This window comes from Ruegeria sp. ABF4_144, from assembly GCF_056160045.1.
This window is the reverse complement of sequence record NZ_JBSWWK010000001.1, coordinates 2,878,358-2,894,622: the sequence shown is the minus strand read 5'-3', so window position 1 is coordinate 2,894,622 and position 16,265 is coordinate 2,878,358. Positions and strand designations below refer to the sequence as shown.

Sequence of the window (16,265 nt, the reverse complement as noted above, 5' to 3'; positions counted from 1 at the left end):
AAACACTTAACTTACATTACATGGTACGCGAGGTATGAGCCTTGGACAGGCTCACATTTTCGTCCCGGTTCAGCGGCTCCGAAAGCTGCGAGGTAAAACCGCTCCTCGCTCCTTTGTGGGCCTAGGCGAAAATCTGATTTTCCCAATACACACTTGGCGAACGTTCTCGTCCTATCGACGTCAAACGATGGCTCGAGTACTGCCCAACTTTTCTCGTCAAGGTCGGTTGGTTCGGAGAAGTGTTTCCACACGTTTGAATGCTTGGTTGCCCACCATAGTAAATAGTCGGCTTGATACGGCAATACTGCCTTTAGCCCAAATGCATAGTTTGGGTTGGGTTCATCTCCAAGATTGGAGATGGACAGAATTGAACCGGGTAGGTTGTCATTTGAAAGAACTTTTGTTCGGTCACCAAACTGGCCAAAGTATTTTGTGTTCAGACTTTCAAGTGTGGAGGCGCCCGCAAATTGAGAGTGGCCCGAGAGCTTTCCTCGCTCCTCAACACTTGCCAAGTCATGGCAAGATAGAAGCCTCTCGGTCAGAATTGGGTTGTCGGAAATACGCCATCCATTTTCCTGAAAGATTGCAACTACATCTTCTCGATGCAGCCGACCCGCAATTCTTTTGATAATACAGGTGAAAATAACAGAGACGGCTCGCTCAACGTTCTCTGCCATTGCACTGCCGAACTCGTTCTCGGTTCGATCCATAAACGTGGAGTATGAACGTTGAACACCCCGACGGCGTGGTTTTAGTTCGTTCAAATGGGCTACGGTGGATTCTAGGTTCATACGTGACAAGATGGATTAACTGAGGCTGACTTGCAAAGCGTCAAATCGTTGTTCGGAAAGTCTATGAACGAACCTTGAAGCGACACTTGGCGTGGTTGTGACAGAATCTCACTTTGTCCGCACAGACAACCTTCTATGATGCCAGGGCAGCTTAGCTTTTTTACGCACTATGTGGTCAGGTTTAGGCCATACGCTGATTGTATTTTCCGGCTGACAGAATCTTACGGAAGGGGCAGTTGACAAATCCGCTGTGCGCTCTGTCTATGGGTTGAACTGTCGCTAGTCCTGGAAGCCGCCACTATGACTCCAAACGTAAAAGGCGCTCTGCTGATGGTTGGCAGTATGGCGGCATTTACAATCAATGATGCGCTGATCAAGGCCGCCGGGGTAGAGATGCCGTTGTTTCAGATGGTCGCTATGCGCGGAGTTCTGGCGACGGTTCTGGTGTATCTGCTGGCGCGCAATCTTGGGGCGCTGCACCTGAATTTTCCGCGCCATGACAAGTGGCTGGTGGTGGCGCGGTGTGTGGCGGAACTCTCGGCTACGTTCTTCTTCCTGACCGCGTTACTGCATATGCCGTTGGCCAATGTAACGGCCGTGTTGCAGGCCTTGCCGCTGACCGTGACCCTTGGTGCAGTGGTGTTCTTCGGCGAACAGATTGGTTGGCGGCGGGTTCTGGCCATTGCGCTGGGGTTCCTTGGTATGCTGATGATCGTCAGGCCGGGTCCCGAGGGGTTCAGCATTTATGCCATGTACGCGTTGATCGCGGTTGTGTCGGTCACCATCCGCGATCTGATCACGCGGCGGATGTCGATTCACGTGCCTTCGCTGGCTGTCACCTTGGCGACCTCGTTTACCATCACCGTCGCAGCCGGGTGTGCCTCGCTCGCGTCAGGTTGGCAGCCGATGCCAACAGGCGCGGGGCTGATGGTTGCCTGTGCTGCGGTGTTTGTGCTGACCGGTTACTTGTGCAGCGTCATGGTGATGCGTGTCGGAGACGTCGGCTTTGTCGCGCCGTTCCGCTATTCCAGTCTGATCTGGGCGCTGGCCCTGGGATGGCTGGTGTTTGGAGACTGGCCGGACTCGGTCACTTTGATCGGAGCAGCCATGGTCGTTGGGGCCGGGATGTTCACGTTGTTCCGCGAACGGCACTCTCACGCTGCCGAGTGAGCCCGCCGCACTGCATCCTGTTCAATGGCAAAGCGGGCGATGAATTCGCCCTCCTGCTCGGGCGTCAGCGGCGACAGATCAGTGGTACTGTTGCGGGCATGGGGTGAATCGTTGAATTGATTCAAGGTGCGCACCCACATCGGCGCATCCGGGTAACTAATCACCGGCATGAAGTTCCCGATACGGTGATGGGCGAAGTTCATGATCGTCTGCTCGCAATCACCGCGCACATGCATGGCGAATCCGACGCCTAACAGGGGCCGAAACACCTGTGCAGCCCGAATACCGTTTGCGCCGAAACGGGCAAGGAACCCCTGATTATAGTCGATTGCGACGGTTTTGTTGTTCGCCATCAGGCCTTCGCCCTCGACCGTCGCGTCGCGCAGACGTTCAACGAAATCCACCGAGACGGCATCATCATCGTCATGGCGGAATTGCACGCACGGCGCACCGGGATTGTCGCGCGCGGCGTTCAGGATCTCTTTCATCACTTTGCGGTGGCGGACGGGCTCGCGGGCTATGATCCGAACCTGTTTCATGCCTGCGGTCAGATCATGCAGCCGGTCAAAGGCGGGTTTCGGCAGGCATTCCCCGATTACGATCAGGAACTGAAAGTCCTCATCGGTCTGTTCCTTGAAACAGGGCAGGGTGGTGGTTTCGAACAGGCGGAACCGTTCTTCTAGCCGCGCCGGGTTATAGAGGTACTGCCTGCGTTCCTCGATCGTGTCGTGTTCGACCTGAAAACCGCCATGAGCGGGGTAGGAAAAGCGGCAAAGGCCTATGACTTGCATGAATCATCCGTGGTGCAGACCGTTGCATGGACTATGCCTGCGCGCCGGGAAACCCGCAACGGGCGGTCGCGCTGGAAATCCCCGACGGGACCTGATAAATCCTCACGGACCGGCCGGTTGATCCCTTGATTTGGTGTACTGTTGACACTCGGGCCGACTCCCCCTATTACGCGCGTCATCTCGGTACCGGGGGCCGCCCCATAACCGATTTCAGTAATGAACTGGTCAAGGCCCGGACAATTTTGCAGTTCGCGCCCTCTGATAACCAACCGCGACGTTCACCTCGGAATGGGAACGCTCGCGGGTTTTGCGCTTGTGGACGCATAAGTGCAGCAAGTTTAACCGCACGCAATACGCGTGCATGTCATGTGTGTTGCAAAACGGGGAAGAAACCGGAATGCCAACTATTCAACAGCTGATCCGCAAGCCGCGGCAGCCCAAAGTAAAACGCTCGAAGTCCATGCACCTGGAGCAGTGCCCGCAGAAACGCGGCGTCTGCACACGTGTTTACACCACCACGCCTAAAAAGCCGAACTCGGCTATGCGTAAGGTTGCCAAGGTGCGCCTGACCAACGGGTTCGAGGTCATCTCGTACATCCCCGGTGAAAGCCACAACCTGCAGGAACACTCGGTTGTTCTCATCCGTGGCGGCCGTGTAAAAGACCTTCCCGGTGTGCGTTACCACATCCTGCGCGGTGTTCTGGATACTCAGGGCGTCAAAGATCGTAAGCAACGTCGTTCGAAATACGGCGCGAAGCGTCCCAAGTAAGAAGGAGAGGCTGATATGTCACGTCGTCACGCCGCCGAAAAACGCGAAGTCCTGCCTGACGCCAAATTTGGCGACAAGGTTCTGACCAAATTCATGAACAACCTGATGATCGACGGCAAAAAGTCGGTCGCAGAGCGCATCGTCTACAACGCGTTTGACCGCGTTGAGAACAAGATCAAACGCGCTCCTGTCGAAGTGTTCCACGAAGCGCTCGACAACATCAAACCGTCGGTCGAGGTTCGCTCGCGCCGGGTTGGTGGTGCAACCTATCAGGTTCCGGTCGAAGTGCGCCCCGAGCGCCGCGAAGCACTGGCCATCCGCTGGCTGATCACTGCTGCGCGTGGCCGCAACGAAAACACCATGGAAGAACGCCTCGCCGGCGAGCTGCTGGACGCTGTACAGTCCCGCGGTACCGCCGTGAAGAAGCGCGAAGACACCCACAAGATGGCCGAGGCGAACAAAGCCTTCAGCCATTACCGCTGGTAATTCTAGAGGCTTATCCAAATGGCACGCGAATATCCGCTCGAACTGTACCGTAACTTCGGTATCATGGCGCACATCGACGCAGGTAAGACCACCTGCTCGGAGCGTATCCTGTATTACACTGGCAAATCCCACAACATCGGTGAGGTGCACGATGGTGCAGCCACCATGGACTGGATGGAGCAGGAGCAGGAACGCGGCATCACGATTACTTCGGCTGCGACCACTACCTTCTGGGAGCGCACCGAGGACGGTCAGACTGCCGAAACCCCGAAGCACCGCCTGAACATCATCGACACCCCCGGCCACGTTGACTTCACCATCGAAGTTGAGCGTTCGCTGGCGGTTCTCGACGGTGCCGTCTGCGTTCTGGACGCAAACGCCGGTGTTGAGCCCCAAACCGAAACCGTGTGGCGTCAGGCTGACCGCTACAAAGTTCCGCGCATGGTTTTCGTCAACAAGATGGACAAGATCGGCGCAGACTTCTTCAACTGCGTTCGCATGATCGAAGACCGCACCGGCGCACGCGCTGTTCCGGTTGGTATTCCGATCGGCGCCGAGACCGAGCTGGAAGGCCTGGTCGACCTGGTCACCATGGAAGAGTGGCTGTGGCAGGGCGAAGATCTGGGCGCAAGCTGGATCAAAGCTCCGATCCGCGACAGCCTGAAAGACATGGCTGACGAATGGCGCGGCAAGATGATCGAAGCGGCCGTCGAAATGGACGACGACGCCATGATGGAATACCTGGAAGGCAATGAGCCCGACGTTCCGACCCTGCGCGCCCTGCTGCGCAAAGGTACCCTAGACATCGCGTTCGTTCCGGTTCTGGGTGGTTCGGCGTTCAAGAACAAAGGCGTTCAGCCGCTGCTCAACGCTGTGATCGACTATCTGCCCAGCCCGCTGGACGTTGTTGATTACATGGGCTTCAAACCCGGCGACGAGGAAGAAGTTCGTGACATCGCCCGTCGTGCAGACGACGACATGGCCTTCTCGGGTCTGGCGTTCAAAATCATGAACGACCCCTTCGTTGGCTCGCTGACCTTCACCCGGATCTACTCGGGCACCATGAACAAGGGTGACTCGATCCTGAACTCGACCAAAGGTAAGAAAGAGCGCATCGGTCGTATGATGATGATGCACTCGAACAACCGGGAAGAGATCGAAGAAGCATTTGCAGGCGACATCATCGCGCTGGCGGGTCTGAAAGACACCACCACCGGTGACACTCTGTGTGATGCGAAGGATCCGGTGGTTCTGGAAACCATGACCTTCCCCGATCCGGTTATTGAGATCGCGGTTGAGCCCAAAACCAAGGGCGACCAAGAGAAGATGTCCCAGGGTCTGGCCCGTCTGGCCGCCGAAGACCCGTCCTTCCGCGTGGAAACTGACCTGGAATCGGGTCAGACCATCATGAAGGGCATGGGCGAACTTCACCTGGACATCCTGGTGGACCGTCTGAAGCGCGAGTTCAAAGTCGAGGCGAACATCGGTGCGCCGCAGGTGGCATACCGTGAAACCATCTCGATGCCGGTCGAACACACTTACACCCACAAGAAACAGTCGGGTGGTTCGGGTCAGTTCGCGGAAGTCAAGCTAGAGATCCAGCCGACCGAAGCAGGCGAAGGCTATTCGTTCGAAAGCCGCATCGTTGGTGGTGCCGTTCCGAAGGAATACATCCCGGGTGTTGAAAAAGGCATCAATTCGGTCATGGACAGCGGCCCGCTGGCTGGCTTCCCTGTGATCGACTTCAAGGTTGCCCTGCTGGACGGTAAGTTCCACGACGTTGACTCGAGCGTTCTGGCGTTCGAAATCGCATCGCGGATGTGTATGCGTGAAGGCATGCGCAAAGCAGGCGCGAAGCTGCTGGAACCGATCATGAAGGTCGAAGTGATCACCCCGGAAGAATACACCGGCGGTATCATCGGCGACCTGACATCGCGTCGGGGCCAGGTGTCGGGCCAAGAGCCGCGAGGCAACGCCATCGCAATCGATGCGAACGTTCCGCTGGCGAACATGTTCGGCTACATCAACACTCTGCGTTCGATGTCGTCGGGCCGTGCCCAGTTCACCATGCAGTTCTCGCACTACGATCCGGTTCCGCAGAACATCTCGGACGAGATTCAGGCGAAATACGCGTAAGCGAAGATTTGAGGGAGCTCCGGTCTGGGGCTCCCTTCATTACCGACAAAGGAGGCCATCATGGCAAAGGAAAAGTTTGAGCGTACAAAACCGCACGTCAACATCGGCACGATTGGCCACGTTGACCATGGTAAAACGACGCTGACCGCAGCGATCACCAAGTATTTTGGTGACTTCAAAGCGTATGACCAGATTGACGGTGCGCCGGAAGAGAAAGCGCGCGGCATCACCATCTCGACCGCCCACGTGGAATACGAGACCGAGAACCGCCACTACGCGCACGTTGACTGCCCCGGCCACGCCGACTACGTCAAGAACATGATCACCGGTGCTGCGCAGATGGACGGCGCGATCCTGGTTGTGAACGCAGCTGACGGCCCGATGCCGCAGACCCGCGAGCACATCCTTCTGGGCCGCCAGGTTGGCATCCCGAAGATGGTCGTGTTCCTGAACAAAGTTGACCAGGTTGACGACGAAGAGCTGCTGGAACTGGTTGAGATGGAAGTTCGCGAACTGCTGTCCAGCTACGAATACCCCGGCGACGATATTCCGATCATCGCAGGTTCGGCTCTGGCCGCGATGGAAGGCAACAACCCGGAAATCGGCGAAGAGAAAATCAAGGAACTGATGGCGGCTGTTGATGAATACATCGACACCCCTGAGCGTGCTGTTGACCAGCCGTTCCTGATGCCGATCGAAGACGTGTTCTCGATCTCGGGTCGTGGTACCGTTGTGACCGGCCGTGTTGAGCGTGGCGTGATCAACGTTGGTGACGAAATCGAAATCGTCGGCATCCGCGACACTTCGAAAACCACCTGCACCGGCGTTGAAATGTTCCGCAAGCTGCTGGACCGCGGTGAAGCAGGCGACAACATCGGCGCCCTGCTGCGTGGTGTTGACCGTGAAGGCGTTGAGCGTGGCCAGGTTCTGTGTAAGCCGGGTTCGGTTACACCGCACACCAAGTTCGAAGCCGAAGCCTACATCCTGACCAAGGAAGAAGGCGGCCGTCACACTCCGTTCTTCGCGAACTACCGTCCGCAGTTCTACTTCCGTACGACTGACGTGACCGGCACCGTGACCCTGGCCGAAGGCACCGAGATGGTCATGCCCGGCGACAACGTGTCGTTCGGCGTTGAGCTGATCGCACCGATCGCGATGGAAAACGGTCTGCGCTTCGCGATCCGCGAAGGCGGCCGCACCGTCGGCGCCGGCGTGGTGTCGAAAATCATCGAGTAAGGCGCGCTTGTCGCGCCTGGTTGCGGCAGGCGATTTTCCAGAGGAAAATCTGCCGGAAGCAACTCGGTTCAACTAAAGAAGGCCGTCCCACATCGGGGCGGCCTTTTCTGTGAAGTGACATGCTACTTGCATTTCGTGTTTTGAATGTCGACTGTGCCTCGAAACAACTTAAAGAAGATTGCCGCTCATGGTTTTAAGAATTCTCTTTGTTTTTTCTTTGGTCTTACCAAGTGCTTCGGCGCTGCAAGCTGAAGAAGACTTTGTCGTTCAGTTGAATACTCGCACATTCTACGCCGGTGAAGACTATTGGGGGTGGGACACCGACACGAACTTTCTTCCGATCAATAGGCTTGATTGGTTGAACGAAATGCTGATGGGAATGCCAATTTTGGACCATACGGTAATCCATGTTAAACAGCTCAATCAGGATTCCGATTTTCTAATGTCGCGGACTGGCCCCGGTGGATGGTACACCAATCCCAAGCCTGTGCCAGAGCACTTGAGACTACCGGGATATACAGTAAATACGGGCGAGGGCAGCGGATTCAGGCTTATGCATCTCACGCCAAATTCTTCGCCAATACAGTATTCATTGGGATGTACTGCAGAGCGAGATTCGGAAACTTATGAGTATTGCGGGCTGTGGGCACGCTACCCCCTAGATCCTCGGGTGATAGTTCAGACCCGTATCTATAATCCACCGCCGATGGATCAACTGGACAAGTATTTCCAAGAAGTCGCTGAGCTTACAGTCGGTATTGCACTGTGTTTGGATATCACGGATCAGATGGAAAAAAACGCAGTACAATCAGTGCGTGGATACTTGGTCGGAGAGGATAAAAGTCTCTGTGCGGACGGGTTATCGTCGTAAGCTTAAGCCGTTCTTCAAGCGCTGGATTGCAGTGTGCTGCTTAGGATGACGCGATCTACGGCGTTCCATCCAACAAACCCCTTGCCAAACCCCACCAACCCCACTACTACGCGCGAGTTCTCAATAAGAACGTCAAGGCGGGGTGATTCCCGCCTTTTGGGTTCGAAGAGGGTTGGCGATGCGCGTCTGTCCTCCTCTCAACCTTAACGCCTAAAAAAGGCTGTTAATATGCAAAGCCAAAACATCCGTATTCGGCTGAAGGCATTTGACTATCGCGTTCTGGATGCCAGCACGCAAGAGATCGTCAACACTGCCAAGCGGACCGGCGCGAACGTGCGCGGCCCGATCCCGCTGCCGAACAAGATTGAGAAGTTCACGGTTCTCCGTGGCCCTCACGTTGACAAGAAATCCCGCGACCAGTTCGAGATCCGTACGCACAAGCGTCTGCTCGACATCGTTGATCCGACCCCCCAGACCGTTGACGCGCTGATGAAGCTCGACCTCGCTGCTGGTGTGGACGTCGAGATCAAGCTGCAGTCGTAAGATCGGAGGGTATAGATTATGCGCTCTGGTATTATCGCAAAAAAAGTTGGCATGACCCGCCTGTTCATGGAAGACGGCAAGCAGATCCCTGTGACCGTTCTTCACTTGGACAACCTGCAGGTTGTTGCACAGCGGACCGCTGACAAAGACGGTTACACTGCCGTTCAGCTGGGCGCTGGTGCTGCCAAGGCAAAACGCACCTCGAAAGCCATGCGCGGTCACTATGCCGCTGCAAAGGTTGAGCCCAAGCGTAAGCTGGCCGAGTTCCGCGTCTCCGAAGATGGCCTGATCGATGTGGGCGCCGAGATTTCGGCAGAACACTTCCTGGAAGGTCAGAAGGTTGACGTTTCCGGCACCTCGATCGGTAAAGGCTTTGCCGGTGCGATGAAGCGCCACAACTTCGGTGGTCTGCGCGCTTCGCACGGTGTTTCGATCAGCCACCGTTCGCACGGTTCGACCGGTCAGTGTCAGGACCCGGGCAAGGTTTTCAAAGGCAAGAAGATGGCCGGTCACATGGGTGCTGCCCGTGTAACCACCCAGAACCTGGAAGTCGTCAAAACCGACGCCGACCGGAACTTGGTCTTCATCAAAGGCGCCGTTCCCGGACCGAAATCGGGCTGGGTCACCGTCAAGGACGCCGTGAAGAAGAAAGCACCGGAAGGCCTGCCTTTCCCGGCTGCTGTGAAATCGGCTGCAACCGAAGCACCTGCGGAAGAAGCTCCCGCGGAAGGTGGTGAAGCATGAAACTTGATGTAATCAAACTGGACGGCGGCAAAGCCGGCGACATCGAGCTGAACGCCGATCTGTTCGGTCTCGAGCCACGAGCGGACATTCTGCACCGTGTGGTCCGTTGGCAGCGCAACAACGCGCAGGCCGGCACCCACAAGGTAAAGACCCGCTCGGAAACCAGCTACTCGACCAAGAAGATCTATCGCCAGAAGGGCACCGGTGGCGCACGCCATGGTGACCGCAACGCGCCGATCTTCCGCAAGGGTGGTATCTACAAGGGCCCGACCCCTCGTTCGCACGGCCACGACCTGCCTAAGAAGTTCCGCAAGCTTGGCCTGCGCCACGCTCTGTCGGCAAAAGCCAAAGCAGGTGAACTGGTTGTGATCGAGAACGCCGAAGCCGAAGGCAAGACCGCCGCTCTGGCCAAACAGGTTGCAAACCTGGGCTGGAAACGCGCTCTGGTCATCGACGGCGCAACCGTGAACGAAGGTTTCCTGAAGGCGTCGCGCAACATCGAAGGTCTGGATATCCTGCCGTCGATGGGTGCAAACGTTTATGACATCCTCAAGCGTGACACCCTGGTGCTCACCAAGGCGGCTGTCGAAGCACTGGAGGCTCGTCTGAAATGAGCGCGAAGGCAGAACACTACGACGTGATCCGCAAGCCGATCATCACCGAAAAGTCGACCATGGCGTCCGAAAACGGCGCGGTTGTCTTTGAAGTGGCGATCGACAGCAACAAGCCGCAGATCAAAGAGGCCGTTGAGGCGCTGTTTGGTGTGAAGGTCAAAGCGGTGAACACCACCGTGACTAAAGGCAAGGTCAAGCGGTTCCGCGGCCAGCTGGGGCGTCGGAAAGACGTCAAAAAAGCTTATGTGACCCTGGAAGAGGGGAACACAATCGACGTGAGCACCGGTCTTTGATCCGACGCTTACTGCGACTATTCACGGCCTCGGCGGTTCAACCCGCCGGGGCCGATTTCGTTTCGGACCCTGAAACTGTGCGTGCGCAGGTGCTGGAGCAAATGCGGGCGTTCAGCGCCGAGCCCTATTTTCAGATCGCTGATGAGAAGCTGGGGTTGCTTTCGGTGTTCGACGATCTGAAATACGACCGGGCGGATGTGGACATGGTCTCTCCTGCAATGCGTAAGCACGTGGTCGGCAAGCTTAGTCCGTTGGGGTTTCGCCAGACCTCCGGTACGGTGCTGGAACACGCCGAGGCCGATATGCGCGTGCACATCCCCAAGTTCCACGCCCTCGGCGCCTCGCCCTTCGACATTGCACGCTATACCGAGAAACGCCCGCAGGATTTCTGCCTGCTGACGCCCACGCAAGTGGCCTGTCAGTACGTGGATCATTTTGAGCTGGACGACGCGGTGCAGCGGATCGAAGCGTTGATTGCGAAGCACCCGATCAACCTGCTCAAACTGGCGGACTATCTGGAAGGCAAACCCAAACACCGCGCTTTTCGTGAGGTGCTGGGTCATATCAAACTCAAGCAGCGCATCGCGGTGGAGTCCGAGCCGCTCTGCCGCAGGCGGTCTTTGGGGTAGTCGACTTATTGGGCGGGAGAGAAGCTGGTCTAGTTTTTATCCTTCACGTTGACTTGCACACTTGCAGCGGTAGCTGCAACCGCATAACTCTCCGATAGTTTGAGATACGGTGGAGCATACATTGAGCAACGGTGACGAAAAGACTTGTGAAATTGTGCGTGCGGCCCTCATTGCCAATGACGTCGACTATGAAGAAAAGGAAATTCAGAACGCTACAAAATTTACTGCAAAATCAGGTACGCAGTCAGCGTCTATCAACGTATACAATACCGCCAAACTCCATGTTGAAGGCAAGCAATGTGATTTGAAAGATTGGCTCACTGAACTGAAGACAAGTGTTGAAAAAGGCGGTAGCGGACCGCTGGCAGTTCTCCCAGCGGAAATCGAGAAATTCCCGCAAACTATGCGAGAGCGAGTGCCGGATTGTGACGATGTGATTCTCTGGTTCTTTCAAGAGTCGCTTCGTTGTTACAAAGCAGATAGCATTGCTGGAGCTGCTTTCATGCTTGGGGCTGCAAGTGAGAAAGCAATCCACATTTTGATCGATGAATATGGAAATGCAATTGTTAGTGAAGAACACAAGAACAGATTCTTCTCACGTGTTAACAATCGTATGATCTCGAAGAAGTATGAGGAATTCAAAGCTTCTTACAACGGTTGCAAGAGTAAACCTGACGAAATGGTTTTGGCTCAAGACTTAACCCAGTTGCTTGACAACGCATTCAACTTCTATCGTCATACCCGTAACGCGGTAGGGCATCCGCAGATAGTGCCTGATCTTGATAAAGGTGTAGTGCTGGCAAACCTCGGGCAATTCATAGTCTATGTCGAACGGGTTTACGGTCTTATCAATCACTTTAAGAAAACAGGTGTCGAAGTCTAGTGCGCTATTCTCTGTCGGCCTTGAATTCGCTTATTAATGGGCGTGTCAAGAAAACAGATCCCCTATAGACACCCACCGCCAACCCTGTTACACGCACCCAATCTTGCGGCCTCGGATTCGTTCCGGGGCCTCTGATATTTGTAACCGGGGACCTTCGGGGCCCTATACCCTTGGCACCTACGGGGGCCTATCACATAGCGGGGCAACGCCCTGCACTTGCTAAACGGAAGACAGAAAGCATGGCACTCAAGTCGTACAAGCCGACGACGCCGGGCCAGCGCGGGCTGGTGCTGATCGACCGTTCGGAGCTTTGGAAAGGACGTCCGGTCAAGTCTCTCACTGAGGGTTTGACCAAATCGGGCGGCCGGAACAACACCGGACGGATCACTTCACGCCGCCGCGGCGGTGGCGCAAAGCGTCTCTACCGGATCGTTGACTTCAAACGTAATAAATTTGATGTCGCGGCAACCGTCGAGCGGATCGAATATGACCCGAACCGGACCGCATTCATCGCACTGGTAAAATACGAAGACGGCGAGCAGGCGTATATCCTGGCTCCGCAGCGTCTGGCTGTTGGTGACAAAGTCATCGCGTCGGCAAAAGCTGACATCAAGCCGGGCAACGCAATGCCGTTCTCGGGCATGCCCATTGGTACCATCGTCCACAACATCGAGATGAAGCCTGGCAAAGGCGGTCAGATCGCACGTGCGGCCGGTACTTACGCTCAGTTCGTTGGTCGCGATGGCGGCTACGCTCAGATCCGTCTGAGCTCGGGCGAGCTTCGCATGGTCCGTCAGGAATGCATGGCCACCGTTGGTGCCGTGTCCAACCCCGACAACTCGAACCAGAACCTCGGTAAAGCCGGTCGTATGCGCCACAAAGGCGTTCGTCCGTCGGTTCGTGGTGTTGCAATGAACCCGATCGATCACCCGCACGGTGGTGGTGAAGGTCGTACCTCGGGTGGCCGTACACCGGTTACACCGTGGGGTAAGGACACCAAGGGTAAGCGTACCCGCAACAAGAACAAAGCGTCCCAGAAGCTGATCATCCGCTCGCGGCACGCCAAGAAGAAGGGACGTTAATCTATGTCTCGCTCTGTTTGGAAGGGTCCTTTCGTCGATGCTTACGTGCTGAAAAAAGCCGAAGCAGCGCGCGAGTCGGGCCGCAACGAAGTCATCAAAATCTGGTCGCGTCGTTCCACCATTCTGCCCCAGTTCGTGGGTCTGACATTTGGTGTGTACAACGGCCAGAAGCATATCCCCGTAAACGTCTCGGAAGACATGATCGGTCAGAAGTTCGGTGAATACTCGCCAACTCGTACCTATTATGGCCACGCCGCAGACAAAAAAGCGAAGCGGAAGTAAGTCATGGGCAAGGAAAAGAACCCCCTCCGCGTGGCTGAAAACGAAGCAATGGCGAAAACGCGCATGCTTCGCACCAGCCCGCAGAAACTGAACCTGGTTGCGCAAATGATCCGCGGCAAGAAAGTTGAGAAGGCTTTGACCGACCTGACTTTCTCGAACAAGCGTGTCGCGCAGGACGTCAAGAAGTGCCTGCAGTCCGCAATCGCGAATGCCGAAAACAACCACAACCTGGACGTTGACGAGCTGATCGTCGCCGAAGCATGGGTTGGCAAGAACCTGGTCATGAAGCGCGGTCGTCCGCGTGCCCGTGGCCGTTTCGGCAAGATCATGAAGCCGTTCTCGGAGATCACCATCAAGGTGCGTCAAGTTGAGGAGCAAGCCTAATGGGTCATAAAGTAAATCCGATCGGCATGCGCCTGCAGGTCAACCGCACCTGGGATAGCCGCTGGTACGCCGACACCAAGGACTACGGTGATCTTCTGCTGGAAGACCTCAAGATCCGTGAGTTCATCAACAAAGAGTGCAAGCAGGCCGGTGTTGCCCGTGTGATCATCGAACGTCCGCACAAGAAGTGCCGCGTCACGATCCACACAGCACGTCCCGGTGTCATCATCGGCAAGAAAGGTGCAGACATCGAAGTTCTGCGCAAAAAGCTTGCTCGTATGACCGACAGCGAACTGCACCTGAACATCGTCGAAGTGCGCAAGCCCGAGCTTGACGCGCAGCTGGTTGCCGAGTCCATCGCTCAGCAGCTGGAACGTCGTGTTTCGTTCCGTCGCGCAATGAAGCGCTCGGTTCAGAACGCCATGCGCATGGGCGCCCTGGGTATCCGGGTGAACGTCGCTGGTCGTCTGGGCGGCGCCGAAATCGCACGGACCGAGTGGTACCGCGAAGGCCGCGTGCCTCTGCACACCCTGCGTGCCGACATCGATTACGCACATGCCGAAGCGATGACTCCTTACGGGATCATCGGGATCAAGGTCTGGATCTTCAAAGGTGAGATCATGGAGCACGATCCGCAGGCACGTGACCGTAAAGCACAGGAACTCCAGGACGGCCCTGCACCTCGTGGTGCTGGTGGCGGTCGTCGCTAAGGAGGGAAAGATATGCTTCAACCAAAGCGTACTAAATTCCGCAAGATGCACAAAGGCCGGATCAAGGGTCTCGCCAAAGGCGGCTCTGATCTGAACTTTGGCACCTACGGCCTGAAAGCTCTTGAGCCTGAGCGTGTAACTGCACGCCAGATCGAAGCTGCACGTCGTGCAATGACGCGTCACATGAAGCGTCAGGGCCGCGTCTGGATCCGCATCTTCCCCGACACTCCGGTCACTGCAAAGCCGATCGAAGTTCGTATGGGTAAAGGTAAAGGTTCGGTCGATCGCTGGGCATGCAAAGTCAAGCCTGGTCGCGTGATGTTCGAGATCGACGGCGTCAATGACGACATCGCCCGCGAGGCCCTGCGCCTGGCCGCGATGAAGCTGCCGATCAAGACTCGCGTCGTGGTTCGCGAAGACTGGTAAGCGATTGGGGGAAACCCCGTTCGTGACAAGATTGACCCCCGTCGGGAAACCGGCGGGGGTTTTCTGTTGGCTCTACGGTTCGTGAAACAGCGGGTTGTTAAAAACGTCGACCTTCACCCGTGACGATCCTAGTCTAACAGACAGGAATGGGAGGGCTATATGGTTCAACTGCGTAAAAAGATGTTCGTCAAAGAAGTCATCGTAACTGACCAATTGGGCCATCCCTGTGATCCGGTTTGCCGCGTCGCTGCGCTGGCGGTGGTGCAGAACCCTCTGGCCGGACGGTTCTCGGATGACCTCTCAGAGCTGTTTGAGATCGGTGCAATACTGGGCCCAGAGCTTGCGGCTGCAGCGGTTTCGCAATTAGACGGGGCGCCAGTCTCTTACGGGAAGGCGGCGATTATCGGAGTGAGCGGCGACTTGGAGCAGGGCGGGGCGATCCTTCATCCCAAATTGGGTGCCCCCATGCGCGCGGCGGCAGGCGGAGGGGAAGCGGTGATCCCCTCGAACGCCAAGCTGGGCGCACCGGGCTGCGCGATTGATCTGCCGCTTGGGCACAAGGACAATCCGTGGTCGTTCGACCATTTCGATACAATGACGCTGAACATTCCGGATGCACCAAAACCGGATGAGATCGTGCTGTGCATCGCCTATGCTGACCGTGGTCGTCCGATCCCGCGCTGTGGCAAGGGGCCTATCAAGACGTAGCCCGTCAACATTGGCTGGCCTTGTCCAAGGGGCTGGGGTATGCCCGGCCCATGGCACAGATTGAATCACTCTTCGTAACCCGTCTTTATCGCGCAGCTTTGTCCGAGTTCGATCCCAAGATCGACGCGGAGGAACTGGAAAGTTCTTGCCTTGTCATCGCCGAGGATGATGAGGCCGGGCAGGAATGGTGTGAAGAGAATGGCTATCCCGGCTATACCAGCTATGCCTCATTGACCGATCTGCCTTGGCGGTTCCCGATCTTTGCCGATCTGGTCACTGCACTGGACCAGCACGTCGCGGCGTTTGCCAAGGATCTGGAGTTTGATCTGGGCGAGGGCGAACTAAAGCTCGAAGACCTGTGGATCAACATTCTACCCGAGGGCGGAATGCACTCCAGCCACCTGCATCCGCACAGCGTGATCTCGGGCACGACCTATGTGTCAATGCCGGAAGGGGCGAGTGTGTTGAAGCTGGAAGATCCGCGTTCAGGCCGGATGATGGCTGCGCCGACGCGTTTGAAAGGTGGTCGGCGCGATTTGCAGCCGTTCATCTATATGAAGCCGCAAGTAGGAGACGTCCTGCTTTGGGAAAGCTGGCTGCGCCACGAGGTGCCGATGAACATGGCCGAAGACGAGCGGATTTCGGTGAGTTTTAATTATAAGTGGGAGTGAGCCCCGGCCCGCGCAGCGGCAATCGCTCCGGTGGAGCGATTGAGGG

General features: G+C 56.4%; 21 protein-coding genes. 19 read left to right on the top strand and 2 right to left on the bottom strand.

Annotated elements, in window-relative coordinates; translation table 11 throughout:
• Nucleotides 1–11: 11 nt before the first annotated feature.
• Complete coding sequence (locus ACXAGD_RS14475) at nucleotides 12–677, bottom strand: hypothetical protein (RefSeq protein WP_475211550.1); 666 nt, start codon at nucleotides 675–677, stop codon at nucleotides 12–14.
• A 414-nt stretch (nucleotides 678–1,091) separates the two neighbouring features.
• On the opposite strand from ACXAGD_RS14475, the gene ACXAGD_RS14470 reads away from it, so the two are divergent.
• Nucleotides 1,092–1,961 (top strand): DMT family transporter, encoded by an 870-nt coding sequence (locus tag ACXAGD_RS14470; RefSeq protein ID WP_475211549.1) that lies wholly within the window; start codon nucleotides 1,092–1,094, stop codon nucleotides 1,959–1,961.
• Here the strand turns inward: ACXAGD_RS14470 and ACXAGD_RS14465 are convergent.
• Nucleotides 1,946–2,752 carry a putative rhamnosyl transferase gene (locus ACXAGD_RS14465; RefSeq protein ID WP_475211548.1) on the bottom strand — a complete coding sequence of 269 codons (807 nt, stop codon included), beginning with the start codon at nucleotides 2,750–2,752 and terminating at the stop codon, nucleotides 1,946–1,948. The genes ACXAGD_RS14470 and ACXAGD_RS14465 overlap by 16 nt on opposite strands.
• A 397-nt stretch (nucleotides 2,753–3,149) precedes the next feature.
• On the opposite strand from ACXAGD_RS14465, the gene rpsL reads away from it, so the two are divergent.
• The 18 genes from rpsL (at nucleotide 3,150) to ACXAGD_RS14375 (ending at nucleotide 16,219) form a co-directional block, all read left to right on the top strand.
• Nucleotides 3,150–3,521 carry a 30S ribosomal protein S12 gene (gene rpsL, locus ACXAGD_RS14460; protein ID WP_005621086.1) on the top strand — a complete coding sequence of 124 codons (372 nt, stop codon included), beginning with the start codon at nucleotides 3,150–3,152 and terminating at the stop codon, nucleotides 3,519–3,521.
• 15 nt (nucleotides 3,522–3,536) lie between these two features.
• A complete protein-coding gene (gene rpsG, locus ACXAGD_RS14455) occupies nucleotides 3,537–4,007 on the top strand; it encodes a 30S ribosomal protein S7 (protein ID WP_039529242.1) in 471 nt (156 codons plus the stop codon).
• An 18-nt stretch (nucleotides 4,008–4,025) separates the two neighbouring features.
• On the top strand, nucleotides 4,026–6,143 hold the full coding sequence (fusA, locus tag ACXAGD_RS14450) for an elongation factor G (protein WP_475211547.1): 2,118 nt from the start codon (nucleotides 4,026–4,028) through the stop codon (nucleotides 6,141–6,143).
• A gap of 60 nt (nucleotides 6,144–6,203) precedes the next feature.
• The gene (gene tuf, locus ACXAGD_RS14445; RefSeq protein ID WP_475208403.1) at nucleotides 6,204–7,379 is read left to right on the top strand and encodes an elongation factor Tu; all 1,176 of its coding nucleotides are present in this window, start codon (nucleotides 6,204–6,206) and stop codon (nucleotides 7,377–7,379) included.
• Between the two features lie 187 nt (nucleotides 7,380–7,566).
• Nucleotides 7,567–8,250 (top strand): hypothetical protein, encoded by a 684-nt coding sequence (locus ACXAGD_RS14440; RefSeq protein ID WP_475211546.1) that lies wholly within the window; start codon nucleotides 7,567–7,569, stop codon nucleotides 8,248–8,250.
• A gap of 228 nt (nucleotides 8,251–8,478) precedes the next feature.
• Nucleotides 8,479–8,793: a 30S ribosomal protein S10 gene (gene rpsJ / locus ACXAGD_RS14435; RefSeq protein ID WP_008756422.1), complete on the top strand. Its 315-nt coding sequence runs from the start codon at nucleotides 8,479–8,481 to the stop codon at nucleotides 8,791–8,793.
• Nucleotides 8,794–8,811: 18 nt separating this feature from the next.
• Nucleotides 8,812–9,537 (top strand): 50S ribosomal protein L3, encoded by a 726-nt coding sequence (gene rplC / locus ACXAGD_RS14430; RefSeq protein WP_170328778.1) that lies wholly within the window; start codon nucleotides 8,812–8,814, stop codon nucleotides 9,535–9,537.
• Entirely contained in the window at nucleotides 9,534–10,151 is a 618-nt protein-coding gene (gene rplD / locus ACXAGD_RS14425) for a 50S ribosomal protein L4 (protein ID WP_155148664.1), read from the top strand. The genes rplC and rplD overlap by 4 nt, the downstream gene beginning before the upstream one ends.
• Nucleotides 10,148–10,444, top strand: a complete 297-nt coding sequence (locus ACXAGD_RS14420; protein WP_008757532.1) for a 50S ribosomal protein L23 — start codon at nucleotides 10,148–10,150, stop codon at nucleotides 10,442–10,444. The genes rplD and ACXAGD_RS14420 overlap by 4 nt, the downstream gene beginning before the upstream one ends.
• Nucleotides 10,441–11,073 (top strand): hypothetical protein, encoded by a 633-nt coding sequence (locus ACXAGD_RS14415; protein WP_475211545.1) that lies wholly within the window; start codon nucleotides 10,441–10,443, stop codon nucleotides 11,071–11,073. Before ACXAGD_RS14420 ends, ACXAGD_RS14415 begins: the two co-directional genes overlap by 4 nt.
• A 121-nt stretch (nucleotides 11,074–11,194) precedes the next feature.
• Nucleotides 11,195–11,956, top strand: coding sequence for a hypothetical protein (locus ACXAGD_RS14410; RefSeq protein ID WP_475211544.1), 762 nt, complete (start codon nucleotides 11,195–11,197; stop codon nucleotides 11,954–11,956).
• 239 nt (nucleotides 11,957–12,195) lie between these two features.
• Entirely contained in the window at nucleotides 12,196–13,038 is an 843-nt protein-coding gene (rplB, locus tag ACXAGD_RS14405; RefSeq protein WP_170356688.1) for a 50S ribosomal protein L2, read from the top strand.
• Nucleotides 13,039–13,041: 3 nt separating this feature from the next.
• On the top strand, nucleotides 13,042–13,320 hold the full coding sequence (gene rpsS / locus ACXAGD_RS14400) for a 30S ribosomal protein S19 (protein WP_005980699.1): 279 nt from the start codon (nucleotides 13,042–13,044) through the stop codon (nucleotides 13,318–13,320).
• Nucleotides 13,321–13,323: 3 nt separating this feature from the next.
• On the top strand, nucleotides 13,324–13,704 hold the full coding sequence (gene rplV, locus ACXAGD_RS14395; protein WP_475211542.1) for a 50S ribosomal protein L22: 381 nt from the start codon (nucleotides 13,324–13,326) through the stop codon (nucleotides 13,702–13,704).
• Complete coding sequence (gene rpsC, locus ACXAGD_RS14390; protein WP_008758042.1) at nucleotides 13,704–14,414, top strand: 30S ribosomal protein S3; 711 nt, start codon at nucleotides 13,704–13,706, stop codon at nucleotides 14,412–14,414. Before rplV ends, rpsC begins: the two co-directional genes overlap by 1 nt.
• A gap of 12 nt (nucleotides 14,415–14,426) precedes the next feature.
• On the top strand, nucleotides 14,427–14,840 hold the full coding sequence (rplP, locus tag ACXAGD_RS14385; protein ID WP_058283513.1) for a 50S ribosomal protein L16: 414 nt from the start codon (nucleotides 14,427–14,429) through the stop codon (nucleotides 14,838–14,840).
• Between the two features lie 159 nt (nucleotides 14,841–14,999).
• A complete protein-coding gene (locus ACXAGD_RS14380; RefSeq protein ID WP_475211541.1) occupies nucleotides 15,000–15,548 on the top strand; it encodes an amino acid synthesis family protein in 549 nt (182 codons plus the stop codon).
• Nucleotides 15,549–15,598: 50 nt separating this feature from the next.
• Complete coding sequence (locus ACXAGD_RS14375) at nucleotides 15,599–16,219, top strand: 2OG-Fe(II) oxygenase family protein (protein WP_475211540.1); 621 nt, start codon at nucleotides 15,599–15,601, stop codon at nucleotides 16,217–16,219.
• The last annotated feature ends 46 nt before the right edge of the window (nucleotides 16,220–16,265 follow it).

Bases quoted from the DNA above. Each gene is read 5' to 3' on its own strand.
- ACXAGD_RS14475 (WP_475211550.1), bottom strand. From the start codon at position 677: ATGGCAGAGAACGTTGAGCGAGCCGTCTCTGTTATTTTCACCTGTATT.
- ACXAGD_RS14470 (WP_475211549.1), top strand. From the start codon at position 1,092: ATGACTCCAAACGTAAAAGGCGCTCTGCTGATGGTTGGCAGTATGGCG.
- ACXAGD_RS14465 (WP_475211548.1), bottom strand. From the start codon at position 2,752: ATGCAAGTCATAGGCCTTTGCCGCTTTTCCTACCCCGCTCATGGCGGT.
- rpsL (WP_005621086.1), top strand. From the start codon at position 3,150: ATGCCAACTATTCAACAGCTGATCCGCAAGCCGCGGCAGCCCAAAGTA.
- rpsG (WP_039529242.1), top strand. From the start codon at position 3,537: ATGTCACGTCGTCACGCCGCCGAAAAACGCGAAGTCCTGCCTGACGCC.
- fusA (WP_475211547.1), top strand. From the start codon at position 4,026: ATGGCACGCGAATATCCGCTCGAACTGTACCGTAACTTCGGTATCATG.
- tuf (WP_475208403.1), top strand. From the start codon at position 6,204: ATGGCAAAGGAAAAGTTTGAGCGTACAAAACCGCACGTCAACATCGGC.
- ACXAGD_RS14440 (WP_475211546.1), top strand. From the start codon at position 7,567: ATGGTTTTAAGAATTCTCTTTGTTTTTTCTTTGGTCTTACCAAGTGCT.
- rpsJ (WP_008756422.1), top strand. From the start codon at position 8,479: ATGCAAAGCCAAAACATCCGTATTCGGCTGAAGGCATTTGACTATCGC.
- rplC (WP_170328778.1), top strand. From the start codon at position 8,812: ATGCGCTCTGGTATTATCGCAAAAAAAGTTGGCATGACCCGCCTGTTC.
- rplD (WP_155148664.1), top strand. From the start codon at position 9,534: ATGAAACTTGATGTAATCAAACTGGACGGCGGCAAAGCCGGCGACATC.
- ACXAGD_RS14420 (WP_008757532.1), top strand. From the start codon at position 10,148: ATGAGCGCGAAGGCAGAACACTACGACGTGATCCGCAAGCCGATCATC.
- rplB (WP_170356688.1), top strand. From the start codon at position 12,196: ATGGCACTCAAGTCGTACAAGCCGACGACGCCGGGCCAGCGCGGGCTG.
- rpsS (WP_005980699.1), top strand. From the start codon at position 13,042: ATGTCTCGCTCTGTTTGGAAGGGTCCTTTCGTCGATGCTTACGTGCTG.
- rplV (WP_475211542.1), top strand. From the start codon at position 13,324: ATGGGCAAGGAAAAGAACCCCCTCCGCGTGGCTGAAAACGAAGCAATG.
- rpsC (WP_008758042.1), top strand. From the start codon at position 13,704: ATGGGTCATAAAGTAAATCCGATCGGCATGCGCCTGCAGGTCAACCGC.
- rplP (WP_058283513.1), top strand. From the start codon at position 14,427: ATGCTTCAACCAAAGCGTACTAAATTCCGCAAGATGCACAAAGGCCGG.
- ACXAGD_RS14380 (WP_475211541.1), top strand. From the start codon at position 15,000: ATGGTTCAACTGCGTAAAAAGATGTTCGTCAAAGAAGTCATCGTAACT.
- ACXAGD_RS14375 (WP_475211540.1), top strand. From the start codon at position 15,599: ATGGCACAGATTGAATCACTCTTCGTAACCCGTCTTTATCGCGCAGCT.